This window comes from Rhizobium album, from assembly GCF_003122325.1.
In the GTDB taxonomy this organism is placed as follows: Bacteria; Pseudomonadota; Alphaproteobacteria; order Rhizobiales; family Rhizobiaceae; genus Metarhizobium; species Metarhizobium album.
Map to the genome: position 1 here is coordinate 145,150 of NZ_QFBC01000005.1, position 16,066 is coordinate 161,215.

A 16,066-nucleotide genomic window follows, 5' to 3' on the forward strand; every position below is an offset into this window, starting at 1 on the left:
AATTATATCAATAGAATAAAAGCCTATCGAGAGGGTGCCTGGATGCTCTGGTCAAGCCCGAGCATGACGGGGTTCGGGGGATTGTCGCCCGTTCCATCTGGCCTTTGCATTCATGGCAGTTCGAGCCTAGCGGCGCTCGGCAGCGTGAAATAGACCTCCCTATTCCATACATTCCCTATTTTCACGCTTGACAAATTTGGATCGATCCAATTATGAACGACACAAAGGCCGGGAGGGCCGCGGAGGAAACGATGAGCAAGGGACGGGTGACAGTTGTCGATATCGCGCATGCCGCCGGCGTGTCGAAGTCGACCGTTTCCCTTGTCCTGCAGGGCAGTCCGCTGGTCAACGAGGCGACCCGGGCGAAGGTCAATGCGGTCATCCGCGATCTCGGCTACGTCTACAATCGTGCCGCCGCCAACCTGCGCCAGACCGCGTCTTCAAAAATCATCGGCATCGTCGTCAACGACCTGACCAACAGCTTCTTTGCCGAGCTGGCCGTCGGCGTCGACATGGTCGTGCAGTCGGCGGGTTATGTGCAGTTCCTGTCGAACACCGGCGAAAGCATCGACCGCCAGCGCGAGGTCATTGCCTCGATGCGCGAGCACGGCATTTCCGGGCTGATCATTTCGCCTGCCCGCGGCACGGAAGCGGCGGATTTCAAGCCGCTGGTGGCCAGCGGCATTCCGGTGGTGCTGACGGTGCGCAACATTTCCGGCGCCAAGGTGTCGTCGCTGCTCTCCGACAACCGCATGGGTGCGGCACAGGCGGTGGCGCATCTGGCCGGTCTCGGCCATCGCCGTATCGCCTTCCTCGGCGGTTTTCCCGATACCGCCGTCTTCGAAGACAGGCTGAAGGGTTTTCGTGATGGCTTGGCGGCCGCTGGCCTGCCGTTTGCCGAGGAGTTGATCGTCGGTTCGGCGCCCTCGCGTGCCGGCGGCGTCGAGGCGATCGAGCGCGCCATGCTGATCGCCGAGCGGCCGACGGCAGCGCTTTGTTTCAACGATGCGGTCGCCTTCGGCGTCTGCGACGGCCTGCGTGCCCGGCGCATGGAGCCCGGCGCCGATTTTGCTGTGATCGGCTTCGACGATGTGATCGAGGCGAAGACGGCGGTGCCGGCGCTGACCACGGTCAATGTCGATCCGCAGGGTATGGGCCGGCGGGCGGCGCAGCTTTTAATGAAGCAGATCAATGCCGGCAAGGCGGAGCCGGAAGCGATCGTCGGTGCGGTGCGCCTCGTCGTCAGGCAGAGCTGCGGCGCCGGAATGAAAAACCAGCAGTGGAGGAATGCGGTATGACGCGGTGGGGTTTGATTGGCGCCAGCACGATTGCCCATGAATGGGTGATCGATGCGATCCGGGCGGTCGGAGGAGAGATCGTCTCGGTGATGAGCACCAGCGCCGAGCGCGGCGCCAAATATGCGGCCGACCACACCATCCCGAAATCGGTCACCTCGCTTGAGGCGCTGGTCGGCGATCCCGAGATCGATGCCGTCTATATCTCCACCACCAACGAGCTGCATCGCGACCAGGTGTTCGCCGCAGCGAAAGCCGGCAAGCACATTTTGTGCGAAAAGCCGCTGGCGACCGGCCTGGACGATGCCCGCGCCATGGTCGAGGCGGCGCGCGCCGCCGGTGTCGTCATGGCCACCAACCATCATCTGCGCGGCGCGGCCACGCACCGCGCCATCCGCGATGCCATTGCCGCCGGCAGGATCGGCAAGCCGATCGCTGCCCGCATCTGCCATGCCGGCTACCTGCCGGAGCACCTGCAGGGCTGGCGCCTCGACAAGCCGGAAGCCGGCGGCGGCGCAATCCTCGACCTGACGGTGCATGATACCGATGCCCTGCGCTTCGTTCTCGGCGAAGATCCGGTGGAGGCGATTGCGCTCACCCAGCATGGCGGCATGGCCAAATCCGGCCTTGAAGACGCAGCGATGAGCGTGTTGCGCTTCAAGTCCGGCCTGATCGCCCATTTCCACGACGGTTTCACCACCAAATATGCGGTGACGGCGCTGGAGGTGCATGGCTCGGAAGGTTCGCTTCTCGGCAGCCATTGCATGACCCAGAAGCCTGTCGGCACCGTGATCCTGCGCAATGCCGAGGGCGAGCAGGCCCTGCCGCTCGACCACCGCAATCTTTATGAAAACACGCTGGCCGCCTTCGACGCGGCCATTGCCGGCAAGGGCAAGCCGCTGTGCACCGGCGAGGACGGCGTCTGGTCGCTGGCAACCGGCCTTGCCGTCGCCAAGGCTGCCGCAAGCGGCGCGACCGCCAAGATCGAACCCGGACTCTGAGTTGTTGACATGAACAAGCATATCACCCCCGCCGAGGCTGCAGCCCTGATCCCCGATGGAGCGATCGTTTCCGTCTCGTCGTCGAGCGGCCTCGGCTGCCCGGACCTGATGCTGAAGGCGATCAGCGAGCGTTTCGAGACCACCGGTCATCCGCAGGACATCACGACGCTGCACCCGATCGCCGCCGGCGACATGAGCGGCATAAAGGGAGTGGATTATATTGCTAAAAAAGGGCTGCTGAAGAAGATCATCGGCGGCTCCTATCCTTCCGGTCCGTCTTCCTCCGAGCCGCCGCTGATCTGGCAGATGATTTCCGGCAACGAGATCCCGGCCTACAACATCCCCTCCGGCGTGCTGTTCGACATGCACCGCGAGGCAGCGGCGAAGCGCCCCGGCGTCATCACCAAGATCGGCCTCGATACCTTCGTCGATCCCTCCCGCCATGGCTGCGCCATGAACGAGGCGGCGAAGGCCGAAGCGGTGGTCGAAAAGATCACCTTCGCCGGCGACGAATACCTGTATTTCCCGGCCATCGTGCCGCAGGTGGCGATCATCCGCGCCACGACGGCCGATGAGCGCGGCAACCTCACCTACGAACATGAAGGCGCCTATCTCGGCGGCCTCGACCAGGCGCTGGCCGCCCGTAATAATGGCGGCATCGTCATCGCCCAGGTGAAGCGCATCACCAAGGAAGGCTCCTTGAAGCCGCATGACGTGCGCGTGCCCGGCATGCTGGTCGATTATATCATCGTCGATCCCGACCAGAAGCAGACGACGCAGACGGTCTACGACCCGGCGATCTCGGGCGAAATTTTTCGCCCGCTCGACAGTTTTCGCGTGCCGGAATTCAACATCCAGAAGGTGATTGCCCGCCGTGTGGCGCAGGAGCTGGAGGCCGGAAGCTGCGTCAACCTCGGTTTCGGCATTTCCGCCAACGTGCCGCGCATCCTGCTCGAAGAAGGCCTGCATGGCGCCGTTACCTGGGTGATCGAACAGGGCGCCGTCGGCGGCGTGCCGTTGCTCGATTTCGCCTTCGGCTGCGCTTCGAATGCCGATGCCTACATGCCCTCGCCCTACCAGTTCACCTATTTCCAGGGCGCCGGTTTCGACGCCTCGCTGCTCTCTTTCCTGGAAATCGGTCGCGACGGTTCGGTCAACGTCTCGAAACTCTCTTTCCGCCCGCATGTGACGGCCGGTGCCGGCGGGTTTGTCGATATCACCGCCCGGGCAAAGAAGATCGTCTTCTCCGGCATGTTTAATGCCGGCGCCAAGCTCGCCATCGAGGCCGGCAGGCTGGTGATCGAAAAGGACGGCAAGCTGAAGAAGCTGGTCAACGACGTCGAGCACGTCACCTTCTCCGGCCGCCGCGCCGTCGAGCAGGGGCAGGATATCACCTATGTCACCGAACGTGCGGTGATGAAGCTGACGCCCGAGGGCATCGTGCTCACAGAAATCGCACCGGGCGTCGACCTGCAGGCCCATATTCTCGACCAGGCGGAATTCCCGCTGATCGTCTCCGACAATCTCAAGACCATGGATGCCGCGCTGTTCAGCGAGGCGCCGCTCCACCTGACGCTGCCGACCAAGGCGCCGCGCACGCTGAGGGGAGCGACCCATGGCTGAGAAGGGCGTGCGCATCGACATTGAAGGCGCCGTCGCGATCATGACCGTGTCGCGACCCGAAAAGCTCAATGCCTTCGACATCGACATGTTGAAGGCGCTCGCAGGCGCCTGCGATACGGTGGAGGCCAATGCCGATATCCGCGTCGCCATCCTCACCGGCGAAGGCAAGGGCTTTTCCGCCGGCGGCGACATCAAGGCCTGGGGCGGCATGAGCGCCAACGACTTCGGCCATCAATGGGTGCGCTTCGGCCACCGGGTTTTCGACCGGCTGGCGACGCTGCGCATGCCGTTGATCGCTGCCATGAACGGCCATGCGCTGGGCGGCGGGCTGGAGCTTGCCGGTGCCGCCGATATCCGCATCGCCGAAAGCCAGATCCGCATCGGCATGCCGGAAACCTCGCTCGGCATGGTGCCGGGCTGGTCGGGCACGCAGCGGCTGGTCAAGCGTTTTGGCGCGCAGATCGTCCGGCGCATGGTGCTGGGCGGCGAGATCTTTTCCGCTTCCGAGGCGCTGGCGCTGGGGTTGACGGATGCGGTGGTCGAGACCGGCACCGTCGTCTCCGCGGCAAAAGAATACGCCGCCCGCATCGCCAGCCGCGGACCGGCAGCGCTCGAAATTTCGAAACTGATGCTCGCCGTTGCCAACGGTGAAGACAATGGCGCAGCCGTCGAGGCGCTGGGCTCCATCCTCGTCGCCAAGACCGGCGATCTGAAGGAAGGCGTCGCGGCCTTTTCGGAAAAGCGCGCCGCACATTTTACGGGAGAATGGTAATGACGATCGAAATCCGCCCGAAGCCCTCAGCGGACCTGAAGCTGCGCGAGTTCTCCATGCTGATCGGCGGCTCCTGGGGCAAGGGCGCCGAAGGCCGCACCATCGAGCGCATCGCGCCGAGCCACGGCGTCACCGTCAGCCGCTATCAGGCGGCCACCAGGGCGGATGCCGAGCGCGCCATCTCCGTCGCCCGCCAAGCCTTCGACACCGGCCCCTGGCCGCGCATGACCGCTTCGGAGCGCTCGCGCATCCTATTGAAAGTCGCCGACCTGATCGCCGACCGGGCCGAAGAACTCGCCTTCCTCGATGCCATCGAGGCCGGCAAGCCGATTTCCCAGGTGCGCGGCGAAATCGCCGGTTCCGTCGATATCTGGCGCTATGCGGCAGCGCTTGCCCGCGACCTGCACGGGGAAAGCTACAACACGCTGGGCGACGGAACCCTCGGCGTCGTGCTGCGCGAGGCGGTTGGCGTCGTCTCGATCATCACGCCGTGGAATTTCCCCTTCCTGATCGTCGGTCAGAAACTGCCCTTCGCGCTCGCCGCCGGCTGCACGACGGTGGTCAAGCCCTCGGAACTGACCTCCGGCTCGACGCTGGTGCTCGGTGAAATCCTGCTGGAAGCCGGCGTGCCGGAAGGTGTCGTCAACATCATCGTCGGCACCGGCGCCGAAGTCGGCCCGACGCTCACCAGCCATCCCGATGTCGACATGGTGTCCTTCACCGGTTCCACCGGCGTCGGCCGGCTGACCATGGCCAATGCGGCGCAGACGCTGAAAAAAGTGTCGCTGGAACTCGGCGGCAAGAACCCGCAGATCGTCTTCCCCGATTGCGATCTCGAAGCCTTCGTCGATGCCGCCGTGTTCGGCGCTTATTTTAACGCCGGCGAATGCTGCAATGCCGGTTCGCGCCTCATCCTGCACAAGAGCATCGCCGGCGATGTTGTCGCCCGCGTCGCCGAATTGTCGAAGAAGGTCAAGGTCGGCGATCCGCTCGACCCCTCGACGCAGGTCGGCGCGATCATCACGCCGCAGCATCTCGACAAGATAAGCCGCTATGTATCGGGGGCAATGGAAGGCGGTGCCACCATGGCCCATGGTGGCGGTGCGCTCGATCTCGGCCTCGGCCAGTTCATGGCGCCGACCATTCTTTCCGACGTCAAGCCGGACATGGCCGTTGCCCGTGAAGAAGTGTTCGGGCCGGTGCTCTCCGTGCTGACCTTCGAGACGCTGGACGAGGCGATCCGCATCGCCAACTCGGTGGATTACGGCCTTTCGGCCGGCGTCTGGAGCCGCGATTTCGACACCTGCCTGACGATCGGCCGCAAGGTGCGCGCCGGCACGGTCTGGATGAACACGTTCATGGACGGCGCTTCGGAACTGCCCTTCGGCGGCTACAAGCAGTCCGGCCTCGGCCGCGAACTCGGCCGCCATGCGGTGGAGGATTACACCGAGACGAAGACGCTCAACATGCATATCGGCAATCGCACCGGCTGGTGGATGCCGCGATAATCGTCGGAAACGAAGCGGCTCTCGAAAGAAAGGAGGGAAAAGATGACAGGACATGCCGGGCGTCTCGCGCCCTCCTTACTTCGTGTCCGCGAACGGCACCTGCGGACAGAGCAGCACCTGCAATTCCTGCATATCCGTCTCGCCGGCGATGCGTTTCTGCAGGATGCGGCCCATATGCTCGCCGGTCGCCATCAGGTCCTCGTAGATGCTTTCGACCTTGGGCTGGATGGCGGAGAGAAGCTGCGAGGTCTGCTTGGCGACGATGTCGTATTCCACGCCCAGCGTCAGGCCGCAGTCGCTCATGCCGGTGATCGTCGCCAGGGCGCAGACCTCACCGCCGCACATATAGGCATCCGGCGCATCGCCCTGCCGGTAGCGTGTGGCGATCCGGTCGCGGATCACGCCTGCGGGGTGGTCGAGGTCGATATCGGAAATGATCTCGTAAGGGCAGCCGGCCTCGCGCACGGCCGTCATGAATCCGTGCAGGATATGGCTGGCGAAGGTGAATTGCGACGGACCGCTGATCAGCGCCGGCTTGCGCCTTCCCTTGGCGATCAGCCGCTTGGTGGCCTCGTAGGTGAAGGTGAAATTGTCGTAGTCGACATAGGGGTGGGAACTGGAAAGCTCCGTCCTGCCGTGGGTGACGAACGGAAAGTCGTTCTCCATCAGCAATTTGACGCGCGGATCGAGCGGCTCGGTGCGCGAGATGATCAGCCCGTCGGCCATGCCGTTGCGGATGATGTAGCTGACGGCGGCGATGTTGCTGGCGTGCAGCAGGTTCGGCATGACGATAAGGTGGTAGGCGGTGCCCTGCATCGCCTTGGCGACGCCGGCCATGATCGAGGTGCCGTAGCCGAGGATTTCCTCGTGCGGTTCGAGCAGCACGGCGATGACATTGGTTCGCCCGGTCTTCAGGCGCTGGGCCGCCCGATCCGGCGAATAGCCGATCTCGGACGCCACCTGGTGAACGCGACGACGGGTCTCGGCGGAAATCTGCGGCGCATCGCTCAGCGCGCGGGAAACCGTGGTCACGGCAAGGCCGGTCAGCTCCGCGATGGTGCGCAGGGTGGGCTTGCCCTTCGCGGCGGGAAATTTCGGTATGCTGGACACGTCGGTCGTCTTCCCTCTCGGCATTTGCGGCGGCACCATAACGCGGTCGGGCAAGGCAGGCAATCTTGCACTGCAAACGATTTAAATTGTGCGATGCGGTACGTAAGGCATTATGCGTACTCAGGAAAAAGCATTGGAATTCAACAGGTAATGATGTCGGGGTCAAATTCCCCGGTCAATGGAAACGGATCTTGACTTGACAGGATTTATAACGTTTTAAATGGCACCAACGGCCGGGAGGCCGTGGCCCACTCGTCCTCGGGAAGGACGCGATGAGCACAGCAGGCGGAGAGGGAGTTTCCGCCGATACAACTTGCAAACGGGAGGTATACGATGCGCAAGTTTTTGACGACGACGGCAGTAGCATTGGCAATGATGGCAGGCGCCGCACAGGCTGCCGAGAACGTGGAAGTCCTGCATTGGTGGACTTCAGGCGGTGAAGCTGCCGCGCTCGACGTCCTCAAGAAGGACCTCGAAGGCAAGGGCATTTCCTGGACCGACATGCCGGTCGCCGGCGGTGGCGGCACGGAAGCCATGACCGTCCTGCGCGCCCGCGTTACGGCCGGCAACGCGCCGACCGCCGTGCAGATGCTCGGTTTCGACATTCTCGACTGGGCCAAGGAAGGCGCGCTCGGCAACCTCGACGAGGTCGCTGCCAAGGAAGGCTGGGACAAGGTGATCCCGGGCGCCCTGCAGCAGTTCTCGAAGTATGACGGCCACTGGATCGCCGCGCCGGTCAACGTTCACTCCACCAACTGGATGTGGATCAACAAGGCTGCCCTCGACAAGGCCGGCGGCAAGGAGCCGCAGAACTGGGACGAACTCGTCGCCCTGCTCGACAACTTCAAGGCCCAGGGCATCACCCCGATCGCCCATGGCGGCCAGCCGTGGCAGGATGCGACGATCTTCGACGCCGTCGTTCTTTCGCTCGGCACCGACTTCTACAAGAGCGCCTTCATCGATCTCGACCCGGCGGCTCTCGGCGGCGACAAGATGAAGACCGCCTTCGAGCGCATGACCAAGCTGCGGTCCTACGTCGACGACAACTTCTCGGGCCGCGACTGGAACCTGGCATCCGCCATGGTCATCGAAGGCAAGGCCGGCGTCCAGTTCATGGGTGACTGGGCGAAGGGCGAGTTCGTCAAGGCCAACAAGGTGCCCGGCACCGACTTCGTCTGCATCCGTTATCCGGAAACCCAAGGCGCTGTCACCTTCAACTCCGACCAGTTCGCGATGTTCAAGGTTGCCGACGACAAGATCCCGGCGCAGATGGCCATGGCTTCGGCAATCGAAAGCCCGGTCTTCCAGTCGGCCTTCAACGTCGTCAAGGGTTCGGCTCCGGCACGCACCGACGTGTCCAACGAAGCCTTCGACGCTTGCGGCAAGAAGGCGATCGCCGACCTCGCAGACGCCGACAAGAACGGCAAGCTGTTCGGCTCGATGGCACACGGCCATGCCAACCCGGCTGCCGTCAAGAACGCCATCTACGACGTCGTGACCCGCGAATTCAACGGCGAACTGAGTGCCGAAGATGCCGTGAAGGAACTGGCTGCCGCCGTCGAGGCTGCGAAGTAAGCATCAACACCCTGCCGGGTGAACAGGCTTCACCCGGCAGACGCTGGAGAACTTCCCCCTCACCCTGCCCTCTCCCCGAGGGGAGAGGGGATGTCGAGCGAGCCGCAAAGGCCTTCTCCCCAGCGGGTGGAAGGGTCCGCAGGACGCAGCCGGATGAGGGGGCTTGCTCTCCACTTTCTTTCAATAAAAGCGCCCGCAGAGGCGCATCCAGGTGGTGATCGACATGGACAGTCGCAGCCGATTGCAGGAGTTCTTGCCCAAGCTGGTCTTGGCGCCGAGCTTCGTCGTCATTCTGATTTTCGTCTACGGCTTCATCGCCTATACCGGCTATCTGTCGCTGACAGACAGCAAGATGCTGCCGTCCTACAACCTGATCGGCTTCACCAACTATTCGAAGCTCTGGGCCTTGCCGCACTGGTGGCGGGCGATCACCAACCTGGCGATCTTCGCTTCGCTCTACATCATCATCTGCTCGGTGCTCGGCCTGTTCCTCGCCATCCTGCTCGACCAGAAGATCCGCGGCGAAGGCTTTTTGCGGCCGGTCTATCTCTATCCGATGGCGCTGTCCTTCATCGTCACCGGCACGGCATGGAAATGGTTCCTCGACCCCGGCATCGGCCTTGAGAACACCATGCACATCTGGGGCTGGGAAAGCTTCTCGTTCAACTGGATCAAGGACCGCAACTACGCCATCTACTGCGTCGTCATCGCCGCCGTCTGGCAGTCCTCCGGCTTTGTCATGGCGATGTTCCTCGCGGGCCTGCGCGGCGTCGACAACGAGATCATCAAGGCGGCCCAGATCGACGGCGCCTCGACGCTCACCGTCTACCGCCGCATCATCATCCCGCTGATGCGCCCGGTCTTCCTCTCCGCCTTCGTCGTGCTCGCCCACCTCGCCATCAAGGCCTATGACCTCGTCGTGGCGCTGACCGGCGGCGGACCCGGGCAGGCGACCGAGCTGCCGGCGACCTTCATGTATTCCTACACCTTTACCCGCAATTCGATGGGCATCGGCGCCTCCTCGGCGATCATCATGCTGGCGATGATCTTCTCGATCATCATCCCTTATCTCTATTCCGAAATCCGTGGAGGGAAACGCTGATGAGCGGAGCCGCCAACCCCCAGAACGCCATTTCCCACGGCCACCTGACCCGCACGCTGATCTATGCGGCGCTGATCCTCTTCGCCGTCTATTACATGCTGCCGCTCTACGTCATGGTGGTGAATTCCTTCAAGCCGCTGGACGAGATCCGCCAGGGCGGCATGCTGAACCTGCCGCAGGTCTGGACCATCGAGCCGTGGATTTCCGCCTGGTCGACGGCGCAGATCGGCGTGCAGCCGACCGGCCTGAAGCCGTTCTTCCTCAATTCCATCCTGATGGTCGTGCCGGCCGTCGCCATCTCGACGATCCTCGGCGCACTGAACGGCTATGTTTTGACCAAGTGGCAGTTCAGGGGCTCGAACATCTTCTTCGGCCTGCTGCTGCTCTCCTGCTTCATCCCGTTCCAGATCGTGCTGATCCCGATGGCGCGCATTCTCGGCATGCTCGGCCTCGCCGGCTCCATCTGGGGGCTGATCATGGTGCACGTGATCTACGGCCTCGGCTTCACCACGCTCTATTTCCGCAACTATTACGAAAACTTCCCGACCGAGCTGGTGCGGGCGGCACAGATCGACGGCGCGAGCTTCTTCCAGATCTTCTACCGCATCCTGCTGCCGTCTTCCGGCCCGATCATCGTCGTCTCGGTCATCTGGCAGTTCACCAACATCTGGAACGACTTCCTGTTCGGCGCCTCCTTCTCCGGCGCCACCTCGACGCCGATGACCGTCGCGCTCAACAACCTCGTCTCCTCCTCCACCGGGGTGAAGGAATACAATGTCCACTTCGCGGGCGCGATCCTCGCCGCCCTGCCAACGCTGATCGTCTACATCGTTTCCGGCCGCTACTTCGTCCGCGGCCTGATGTCCGGCGCCGTCAAGGGGTAAGAACCATGTCGTTCCTGAAAATCACCAATTTGCGCAAGTCCTACGGCGCGCTCGAAATCCTCAAGAACATCAACCTGGAGATCGAGGAAGGCGGCTTCCTCGTGCTGGTCGGCCCCTCCGGCTGCGGCAAGTCGACCCTGCTCAACACCATCGCCGGCCTGGAGCCGATTTCATCCGGCGAGATCGCCATCAACGGCCGCAACGTCGCCGACCTGCCGCCGTCGAAGCGCGACATCGCCATGGTGTTCCAGTCCTACGCGCTTTATCCGAACATGACGGTGGCGGGCAACATCGCCTTCGGCATGGAAATCCGCGGCGTGCCGAAGGACGAGCGGGAAAAGGCGATCAAGGAGGTCGCCGACATGCTGCAGATCGGCCACCTGCTCGACCGCAAGCCCGGCCAGCTTTCCGGCGGCCAGCGCCAGCGTGTCGCCATGGGCCGGGCGCTGGTGCGCAACCCGCAGGTCTTCCTGTTCGACGAACCGCTGTCGAACCTCGACGCCAAGCTGCGCGTCGACATGCGCACCGAAATCAAGCGCCTGCACCAGCGGATGAAGACCACCATCGTCTACGTCACCCACGACCAGATCGAGGCGATGACGCTGGCGACCAAGATCGCCGTGCTGCGCGACGGCATCCTGCAGCAGTTCGGCTCGCCCGCCGAGATCTACAACAACCCGGCCAACATGTTCGTTGCCGACTTCATGGGCTCGCCGGCGATGAACCTGCTGTCCGCCACCATCGAGAAGAACGGCGATGCCCTGCAGGTGTCGCTGGAGCGGCCGAACGCAGCGCCGCTCAAGTTGCCCGTCGCCCCCGGCCGCGATGCGCTCGCGGGATATGTCGGCAAACAGGTCATCTTCGGCATCCGCCCGGAAGCCCTGACCGATCCTGACGGCGCCGACCGCAACGCCCAGACCATTGCCGAAGGCGACTGCGCCATCGAGGTGGTCGAGCCGGCCGGTTCCGACACCTTTGCCGTCACCAAGCTCGGCATGAAGGAAGTCGTCGCCCGCCTGCGCGCCGATGCCAAGATCGCCGCCGGACAGGTCGCCCGCCTGGCATTCAACCTCGACAAGGCGGTGTTCTTCGATCCGCAGAGCCAGTCGCGCATAGCCTGAGACGGACCATGAGCACACAACCGGATATCGTCATCATCGGCTCGGGCATCGGCGGCTCGACCGTCGCGGCAGGGCTTGCGGCGACCGGCGCCGATATCCTCATCCTCGAGGCGGGCAACCACATCGAGGACCGGCCGGAGAACCGCGACCAGCGCGCCATCTTCCAGCGTGGCCACTTCCGCCCCAAGGAATTCTGGTACGAGGCGGATGGAACCGCCTTCAACCCCGGCAATTATTACAATGTCGGCGGCAATTCGAAATTCTACGGCGCGGTGCTGGTGCGCTATCGCAAGGAAGATTTCGAGGAAATGGCGCATCTGGAAGGCGTTTCGCCCGCCTGGCCGTTTCCGTATGAAGAGCTGGAGCCCTGGTATTCGAAGGCTGAGCAGATGTACCAGGTGCGCGGCGCGCTCGGCGAGGACCCGACCGAGCCCGCCCACTCCATCCCTTACGCCTTCCCGCCGGTTCCCGAGGAGCCGGCCATCGCCAAAGTGCGCGCCCGGCTGAAGGCGAACGGCATCCATCCCTACTCGCTGCCGCTCGGCGTCGATATCGATCGCTGGCTCGCCAAGGCGAAGACGCCGTGGGACGCGCACCCCAACAGCGCCGACGGCAAGATGGATGCGGAAACCGTGGCGCTGGCGCTTGCCCTGCAACATCCGAACGTCCGGCTGCAGACCGGCGCGCGGGTCACCCGGCTGGTCACCGCCGCCGATGGCGGCGCCATCGAAACGGTGGAATACGAAAAGGCCGGCGAGCGGCACAGAATTTCGCCGAAACTGGTGATCCTCTCGGCCGGCGCCGTCCAGAGCGCCGTGCTGCTGCAGCGCTCGGCCAACGACAAGCATCCGACCGGCCTTGCCAACGCCTCGGATCAGGTCGGCCGCAACTTCATGAACCACAATTCGAGTGCCGTCATCGCGCTTTCACCCTTATACAGAAACGACGCCGTCTACCAAAAGACGTTTGGTTTCAACGATTTCTATCTTTCCGACGGCGAAGGCGGCCCGCCGCTCGGCAATGTCCAGCTGCTCGGCAAGGTTTCGGGAAAGATCCTCAAGGCCAACATGCCGAGCGTTCCCGAATGGCTGCTGGATCGCGTCGCATCGCATGCGATCGATTTCTACGCCATGAGCGAGGACATCCCGCATCCGGAAAGCCGCATCATGGTCGATGGCGACCGCATCGTGCTGAAATGGCACCGCACCAACTGGCAGGCGCATCTCGATCTCGTCTCGAAGCTAAAGGGTGTCTTGCGCGCCGCCGGTTTCCCCATCGTGCTGTCGCGCGCCTTCGACAAGCGCACGCCATCGCATCAATGCGGCACGGTGGTGATCGGCACGGACCCGGCGCAAGCGCCGCTGGATGTCTATTGCCGCGCCTTCCAGCACCAAAATCTGTTCGTCGTCGACGCCAGCTTCCTGCCGACCTCGGCCGCCGTCAATCCGGCGCTGACGGTTGCAGCGCAAGCCCTGCGGGTTGCCGACCATATCACCAAGACGGAGTTTGGCGCATGACCCGCCCCGTCGCCATCGTCACCGGCGGCCGGCGCGGCATCGGCCTCGGTATCGCCAAGGCGCTGGCCGGTACCGGTTTCGATATCGCGCTCACCGGTATCGGCCCGGAAGATCCGGCGGACCCGGCCCTGCAGGAGCTGCGGGATCTCGGTGCCCAGGCAATCTACGTCCAGTCCGATCTTTCCGACCTCGCCACGCATGAGGCCGCCCTCGAGACCGTCGTCGGCCGCTTCGGCCGCATCGATTGCCTCGTCAACAATGCCGGCATGGCCTCGGTCGTCCGCGGCGATTTCCTCGATCTGACGCCGGAAAATTTCGACACGATCCTGGCGACGAATCTGCGCGGCACGGTGTTTTTCACGCAAGCCGTTGTCAAGCGCATGTTGGGAGCCGCCAACTTGGATGGCCCCCGTTCGATCATCAACATCACCTCCGTCTCTGCCGCGCTGAGTTCGCCGGAGCGGCTGGATTACTGCATCAGCAAGGCGGGGCTTGCGACCTTCAGCCAGGGATTGGCGCTCCGGCTGGCGGAAGACGGCATCGGCGTCTTCGAGGTCCGGCCGGGCATCATCCGCACCGACATGACATCAGGCGTTGCCGGCAAATACGACAGGCTGATCGAAGCCGGATTGGTGCCGATGAAGCGCTGGGGCGAAGCCGGCGATATCGGTTCGATCTGCGCTGCGCTGGCCTCCGGCCAGTTCGCCTTCGCGACGGGATCGGTGATCCAGGCGGATGGCGGATTGGCGATCGGGCGGCTTTAGGCGCTGCGGCGCCAACTGCGTCCGCCAAATCATTTGAGGAACGACGACATGACCTATGATTACATCATCACCGGCGCAGGCCCGGCCGGTTGCGTGCTTGCCAACCGCCTGACCGAGGATCCCGCCGTCACGGTGCTGCTCATCGAGGCCGGCGGCAGCGACTGGAACCCGTTGTTCCACATGCCGGCCGGGTTCGCCAAGATGACCAAGGGCGTCGCCAGCTGGGGCTGGGAAACCGTGCCGCAGAAACACATGAAAGGCCGGGTCCTGCGCTACACCCAGGCCAAGGTCATCGGCGGCGGCTCCTCGATCAACGCCCAGCTTTATACCCGCGGCAATGCCGCCGATTACGACCTGTGGGCCAGCGAAGACGGTTGCGCCGGCTGGGACTACCGCTCGATCCTGCCCTATTTCAAGCGCGCCGAGGACAACCAGCGTTTTGCCGACGATTACCATTCCTACGGCGGCCCGCTCGGCGTTTCGATGCCGGTCTCGGCCCTGCCGATCTGCGACGCCTATATCCGCGCCGGCCAGGAACTCGGCATTCCCTACAACCATGATTTCAACGGCCGCCAGCAGGCCGGCGTCGGTTTCTACCAGCTGACGCAGCGCAATCGCCGCCGCTCCTCCGCATCGCTCTCCTATCTCTCGCCGATCCGCCACCGCAAGAACCTGACGGTGAAGCTCGGCGCCCGCGTCACCCGCATCGTGCTCGAAGGCCGGCGGGCGGTCGGTGTCGAAGTGGTGACCTCGGGCGGATCGGAGATCATCCGGGCCGAGCGGGAGGTGCTGGTTACGTCAGGCGCCATCGGCTCGCCGAAACTGCTGCAACAATCCGGCATCGGCCCTGCCGATCACCTGACCTCCGTCGGCGTCAAGGTGAGCCACGACCTGCCGGGCGTCGGCTCCAACCTGCAGGACCATCTCGACCTGTTCGTTATCTCCGAATGCACCGGCGACCATACCTATGACGGTGTCGCCAGGCTGCATCGGACGTTGTGGGCCGGGCTGCAATATGTGCTGTTCCGCTCCGGCCCCGTCGCCTCGTCGCTGTTCGAGACCGGCGGCTTCTGGTATGCCGACCCGGATGCCCGCTCGCCCGACATCCAGTTCCATCTCGGGCTCGGCTCGGGCATCGAGGCCGGCGTCGAAAAGCTGAAGAATGCCGGCGTCACGCTGAATTCCGCCTACCTGCACCCGCGCTCGCGCGGCACGGTGCGCCTCTCTTCCTCCGATCCGGCGGCGGCGCCGCTGATCGACCCGAACTACTGGTCCGATCCGCACGACCGGACAATGTCGCTGGAAGGCCTGCGCATCGCCCGCGAAATCTTCCAGCAGGCGGCGTTGAAGCCCTACATCCTTGCCGAGCGCCTGCCGGGGCCGAAGGTCAATACGGAAGAAGAGCTGTTCGACTACGGCTGCGCCAATGCCAAGACCGATCACCATCCCGTCGGCACCTGCAGGATGGGCACCGATCCGATGGCCGTGGTCGGCCTCGATCTGAAGGTGCATGGGCTGGAAGGCCTCCGCGTCTGCGATTCCTCCGTCATGCCGCGGGTTCCCTCCTGCAACACCAATGCGCCGACGATCATGGTCGGTGAAAAGGCGGCCGATATCATCCGCAACCGCGATCCGCTGCCGCCGACGATTTTCAGCCATGAGCGCAACGATGCTCGCCCCCGCGCCCGCGCCGATATAAGGTGACGCCGAAATCCTGGAGCGAGATGAAGCATCTCTCTCTCTAACCTTTTGTTTTCATGTATGATTATCCGAAGAATCTGCAGATTTTCCGGT

Annotated in this window: 13 protein-coding genes; 12 read left to right on the plus strand and 1 reads right to left on the minus strand. The window is 63.6% G+C overall.

Features of this window, described 5'->3' with window-relative positions:
• The first annotated feature begins 251 nt into the window (after nucleotides 1–251).
• From DEM27_RS13585 to DEM27_RS13605, 5 genes are read left to right on the plus strand one after another with little or no spacing between them, the layout of a single operon-like run.
• Complete coding sequence (locus tag DEM27_RS13585) at nucleotides 252–1,298, plus strand: LacI family DNA-binding transcriptional regulator (RefSeq protein ID WP_109458782.1); 1,047 nt, start codon at nucleotides 252–254, stop codon at nucleotides 1,296–1,298.
• Entirely contained in the window at nucleotides 1,295–2,296 is a 1,002-nt protein-coding gene (locus DEM27_RS13590) for a Gfo/Idh/MocA family protein (protein ID WP_109458783.1), read from the plus strand. The genes DEM27_RS13585 and DEM27_RS13590 overlap by 4 nt, the downstream gene beginning before the upstream one ends.
• 9 nt (nucleotides 2,297–2,305) lie before the next feature.
• Nucleotides 2,306–3,919 (plus strand): acyl CoA:acetate/3-ketoacid CoA transferase, encoded by a 1,614-nt coding sequence (locus DEM27_RS13595; protein WP_109458784.1) that lies wholly within the window; start codon nucleotides 2,306–2,308, stop codon nucleotides 3,917–3,919.
• Nucleotides 3,912–4,691 carry an enoyl-CoA hydratase/isomerase family protein gene (locus tag DEM27_RS13600; protein WP_109458785.1) on the plus strand — a complete coding sequence of 260 codons (780 nt, stop codon included), beginning with the start codon at nucleotides 3,912–3,914 and terminating at the stop codon, nucleotides 4,689–4,691. Before DEM27_RS13595 ends, DEM27_RS13600 begins: the two co-directional genes overlap by 8 nt.
• Nucleotides 4,691–6,199 carry an aldehyde dehydrogenase family protein gene (locus DEM27_RS13605; RefSeq protein ID WP_109458786.1) on the plus strand — a complete coding sequence of 503 codons (1,509 nt, stop codon included), beginning with the start codon at nucleotides 4,691–4,693 and terminating at the stop codon, nucleotides 6,197–6,199. Before DEM27_RS13600 ends, DEM27_RS13605 begins: the two co-directional genes overlap by 1 nt.
• 75 nt (nucleotides 6,200–6,274) lie before the next feature.
• Here the strand turns inward: DEM27_RS13605 and DEM27_RS13610 are convergent, their stop codons facing one another.
• Nucleotides 6,275–7,348: a LacI family transcriptional regulator gene (locus DEM27_RS13610; RefSeq protein WP_165823434.1), complete on the minus strand. Its 1,074-nt coding sequence runs from the start codon at nucleotides 7,346–7,348 to the stop codon at nucleotides 6,275–6,277.
• Nucleotides 7,349–7,642: 294 nt separating this feature from the next.
• Between DEM27_RS13610 and DEM27_RS13615 the strand changes: the two genes are divergently transcribed.
• The 7 genes from DEM27_RS13615 (at nucleotide 7,643) to DEM27_RS13645 (ending at nucleotide 15,976) form a co-directional block, all read left to right on the plus strand.
• Nucleotides 7,643–8,884 carry an ABC transporter substrate-binding protein gene (locus DEM27_RS13615; RefSeq protein WP_109458787.1) on the plus strand — a complete coding sequence of 414 codons (1,242 nt, stop codon included), beginning with the start codon at nucleotides 7,643–7,645 and terminating at the stop codon, nucleotides 8,882–8,884.
• A gap of 223 nt (nucleotides 8,885–9,107) precedes the next feature.
• Nucleotides 9,108–9,986, plus strand: coding sequence for a carbohydrate ABC transporter permease (locus DEM27_RS13620; RefSeq protein WP_109458966.1), 879 nt, complete (start codon nucleotides 9,108–9,110; stop codon nucleotides 9,984–9,986).
• The gene (locus DEM27_RS13625; protein ID WP_109458788.1) at nucleotides 9,986–10,870 is read left to right on the plus strand and encodes a carbohydrate ABC transporter permease; all 885 of its coding nucleotides are present in this window, start codon (nucleotides 9,986–9,988) and stop codon (nucleotides 10,868–10,870) included. The genes DEM27_RS13620 and DEM27_RS13625 overlap by 1 nt, the downstream gene beginning before the upstream one ends.
• A 5-nt stretch (nucleotides 10,871–10,875) precedes the next feature.
• Nucleotides 10,876–11,991 carry an ABC transporter ATP-binding protein gene (locus DEM27_RS13630; protein WP_109458789.1) on the plus strand — a complete coding sequence of 372 codons (1,116 nt, stop codon included), beginning with the start codon at nucleotides 10,876–10,878 and terminating at the stop codon, nucleotides 11,989–11,991.
• 8 nt (nucleotides 11,992–11,999) lie between these two features.
• A complete protein-coding gene (locus DEM27_RS13635) occupies nucleotides 12,000–13,508 on the plus strand; it encodes an FAD-dependent oxidoreductase (RefSeq protein ID WP_109458790.1) in 1,509 nt (502 codons plus the stop codon).
• Nucleotides 13,505–14,272 carry a 3-ketoacyl-ACP reductase gene (locus tag DEM27_RS13640; protein WP_109458791.1) on the plus strand — a complete coding sequence of 256 codons (768 nt, stop codon included), beginning with the start codon at nucleotides 13,505–13,507 and terminating at the stop codon, nucleotides 14,270–14,272. Before DEM27_RS13635 ends, DEM27_RS13640 begins: the two co-directional genes overlap by 4 nt.
• Before the next feature lie 48 nt (nucleotides 14,273–14,320).
• On the plus strand, nucleotides 14,321–15,976 hold the full coding sequence (locus DEM27_RS13645; protein WP_109458792.1) for a GMC family oxidoreductase: 1,656 nt from the start codon (nucleotides 14,321–14,323) through the stop codon (nucleotides 15,974–15,976).
• The last annotated feature ends 90 nt before the right edge of the window (nucleotides 15,977–16,066 follow it).

Coding starts and splice junctions, on each gene's coding strand:
- DEM27_RS13585 (WP_109458782.1), top strand. CDS start 252: ATGAGCAAGGGACGGGTGACAGTTGTCGATATCGCGCATGCCGCCGGC.
- DEM27_RS13590 (WP_109458783.1), top strand. CDS start 1,295: ATGACGCGGTGGGGTTTGATTGGCGCCAGCACGATTGCCCATGAATGG.
- DEM27_RS13595 (WP_109458784.1), top strand. CDS start 2,306: ATGAACAAGCATATCACCCCCGCCGAGGCTGCAGCCCTGATCCCCGAT.
- DEM27_RS13600 (WP_109458785.1), top strand. CDS start 3,912: ATGGCTGAGAAGGGCGTGCGCATCGACATTGAAGGCGCCGTCGCGATC.
- DEM27_RS13605 (WP_109458786.1), top strand. CDS start 4,691: ATGACGATCGAAATCCGCCCGAAGCCCTCAGCGGACCTGAAGCTGCGC.
- DEM27_RS13610 (WP_165823434.1), bottom strand. CDS start 7,348: ATGGTGCCGCCGCAAATGCCGAGAGGGAAGACGACCGACGTGTCCAGC.
- DEM27_RS13615 (WP_109458787.1), top strand. CDS start 7,643: ATGCGCAAGTTTTTGACGACGACGGCAGTAGCATTGGCAATGATGGCA.
- DEM27_RS13620 (WP_109458966.1), top strand. CDS start 9,108: ATGGACAGTCGCAGCCGATTGCAGGAGTTCTTGCCCAAGCTGGTCTTG.
- DEM27_RS13625 (WP_109458788.1), top strand. CDS start 9,986: ATGAGCGGAGCCGCCAACCCCCAGAACGCCATTTCCCACGGCCACCTG.
- DEM27_RS13630 (WP_109458789.1), top strand. CDS start 10,876: ATGTCGTTCCTGAAAATCACCAATTTGCGCAAGTCCTACGGCGCGCTC.
- DEM27_RS13635 (WP_109458790.1), top strand. CDS start 12,000: ATGAGCACACAACCGGATATCGTCATCATCGGCTCGGGCATCGGCGGC.
- DEM27_RS13640 (WP_109458791.1), top strand. CDS start 13,505: ATGACCCGCCCCGTCGCCATCGTCACCGGCGGCCGGCGCGGCATCGGC.
- DEM27_RS13645 (WP_109458792.1), top strand. CDS start 14,321: ATGACCTATGATTACATCATCACCGGCGCAGGCCCGGCCGGTTGCGTG.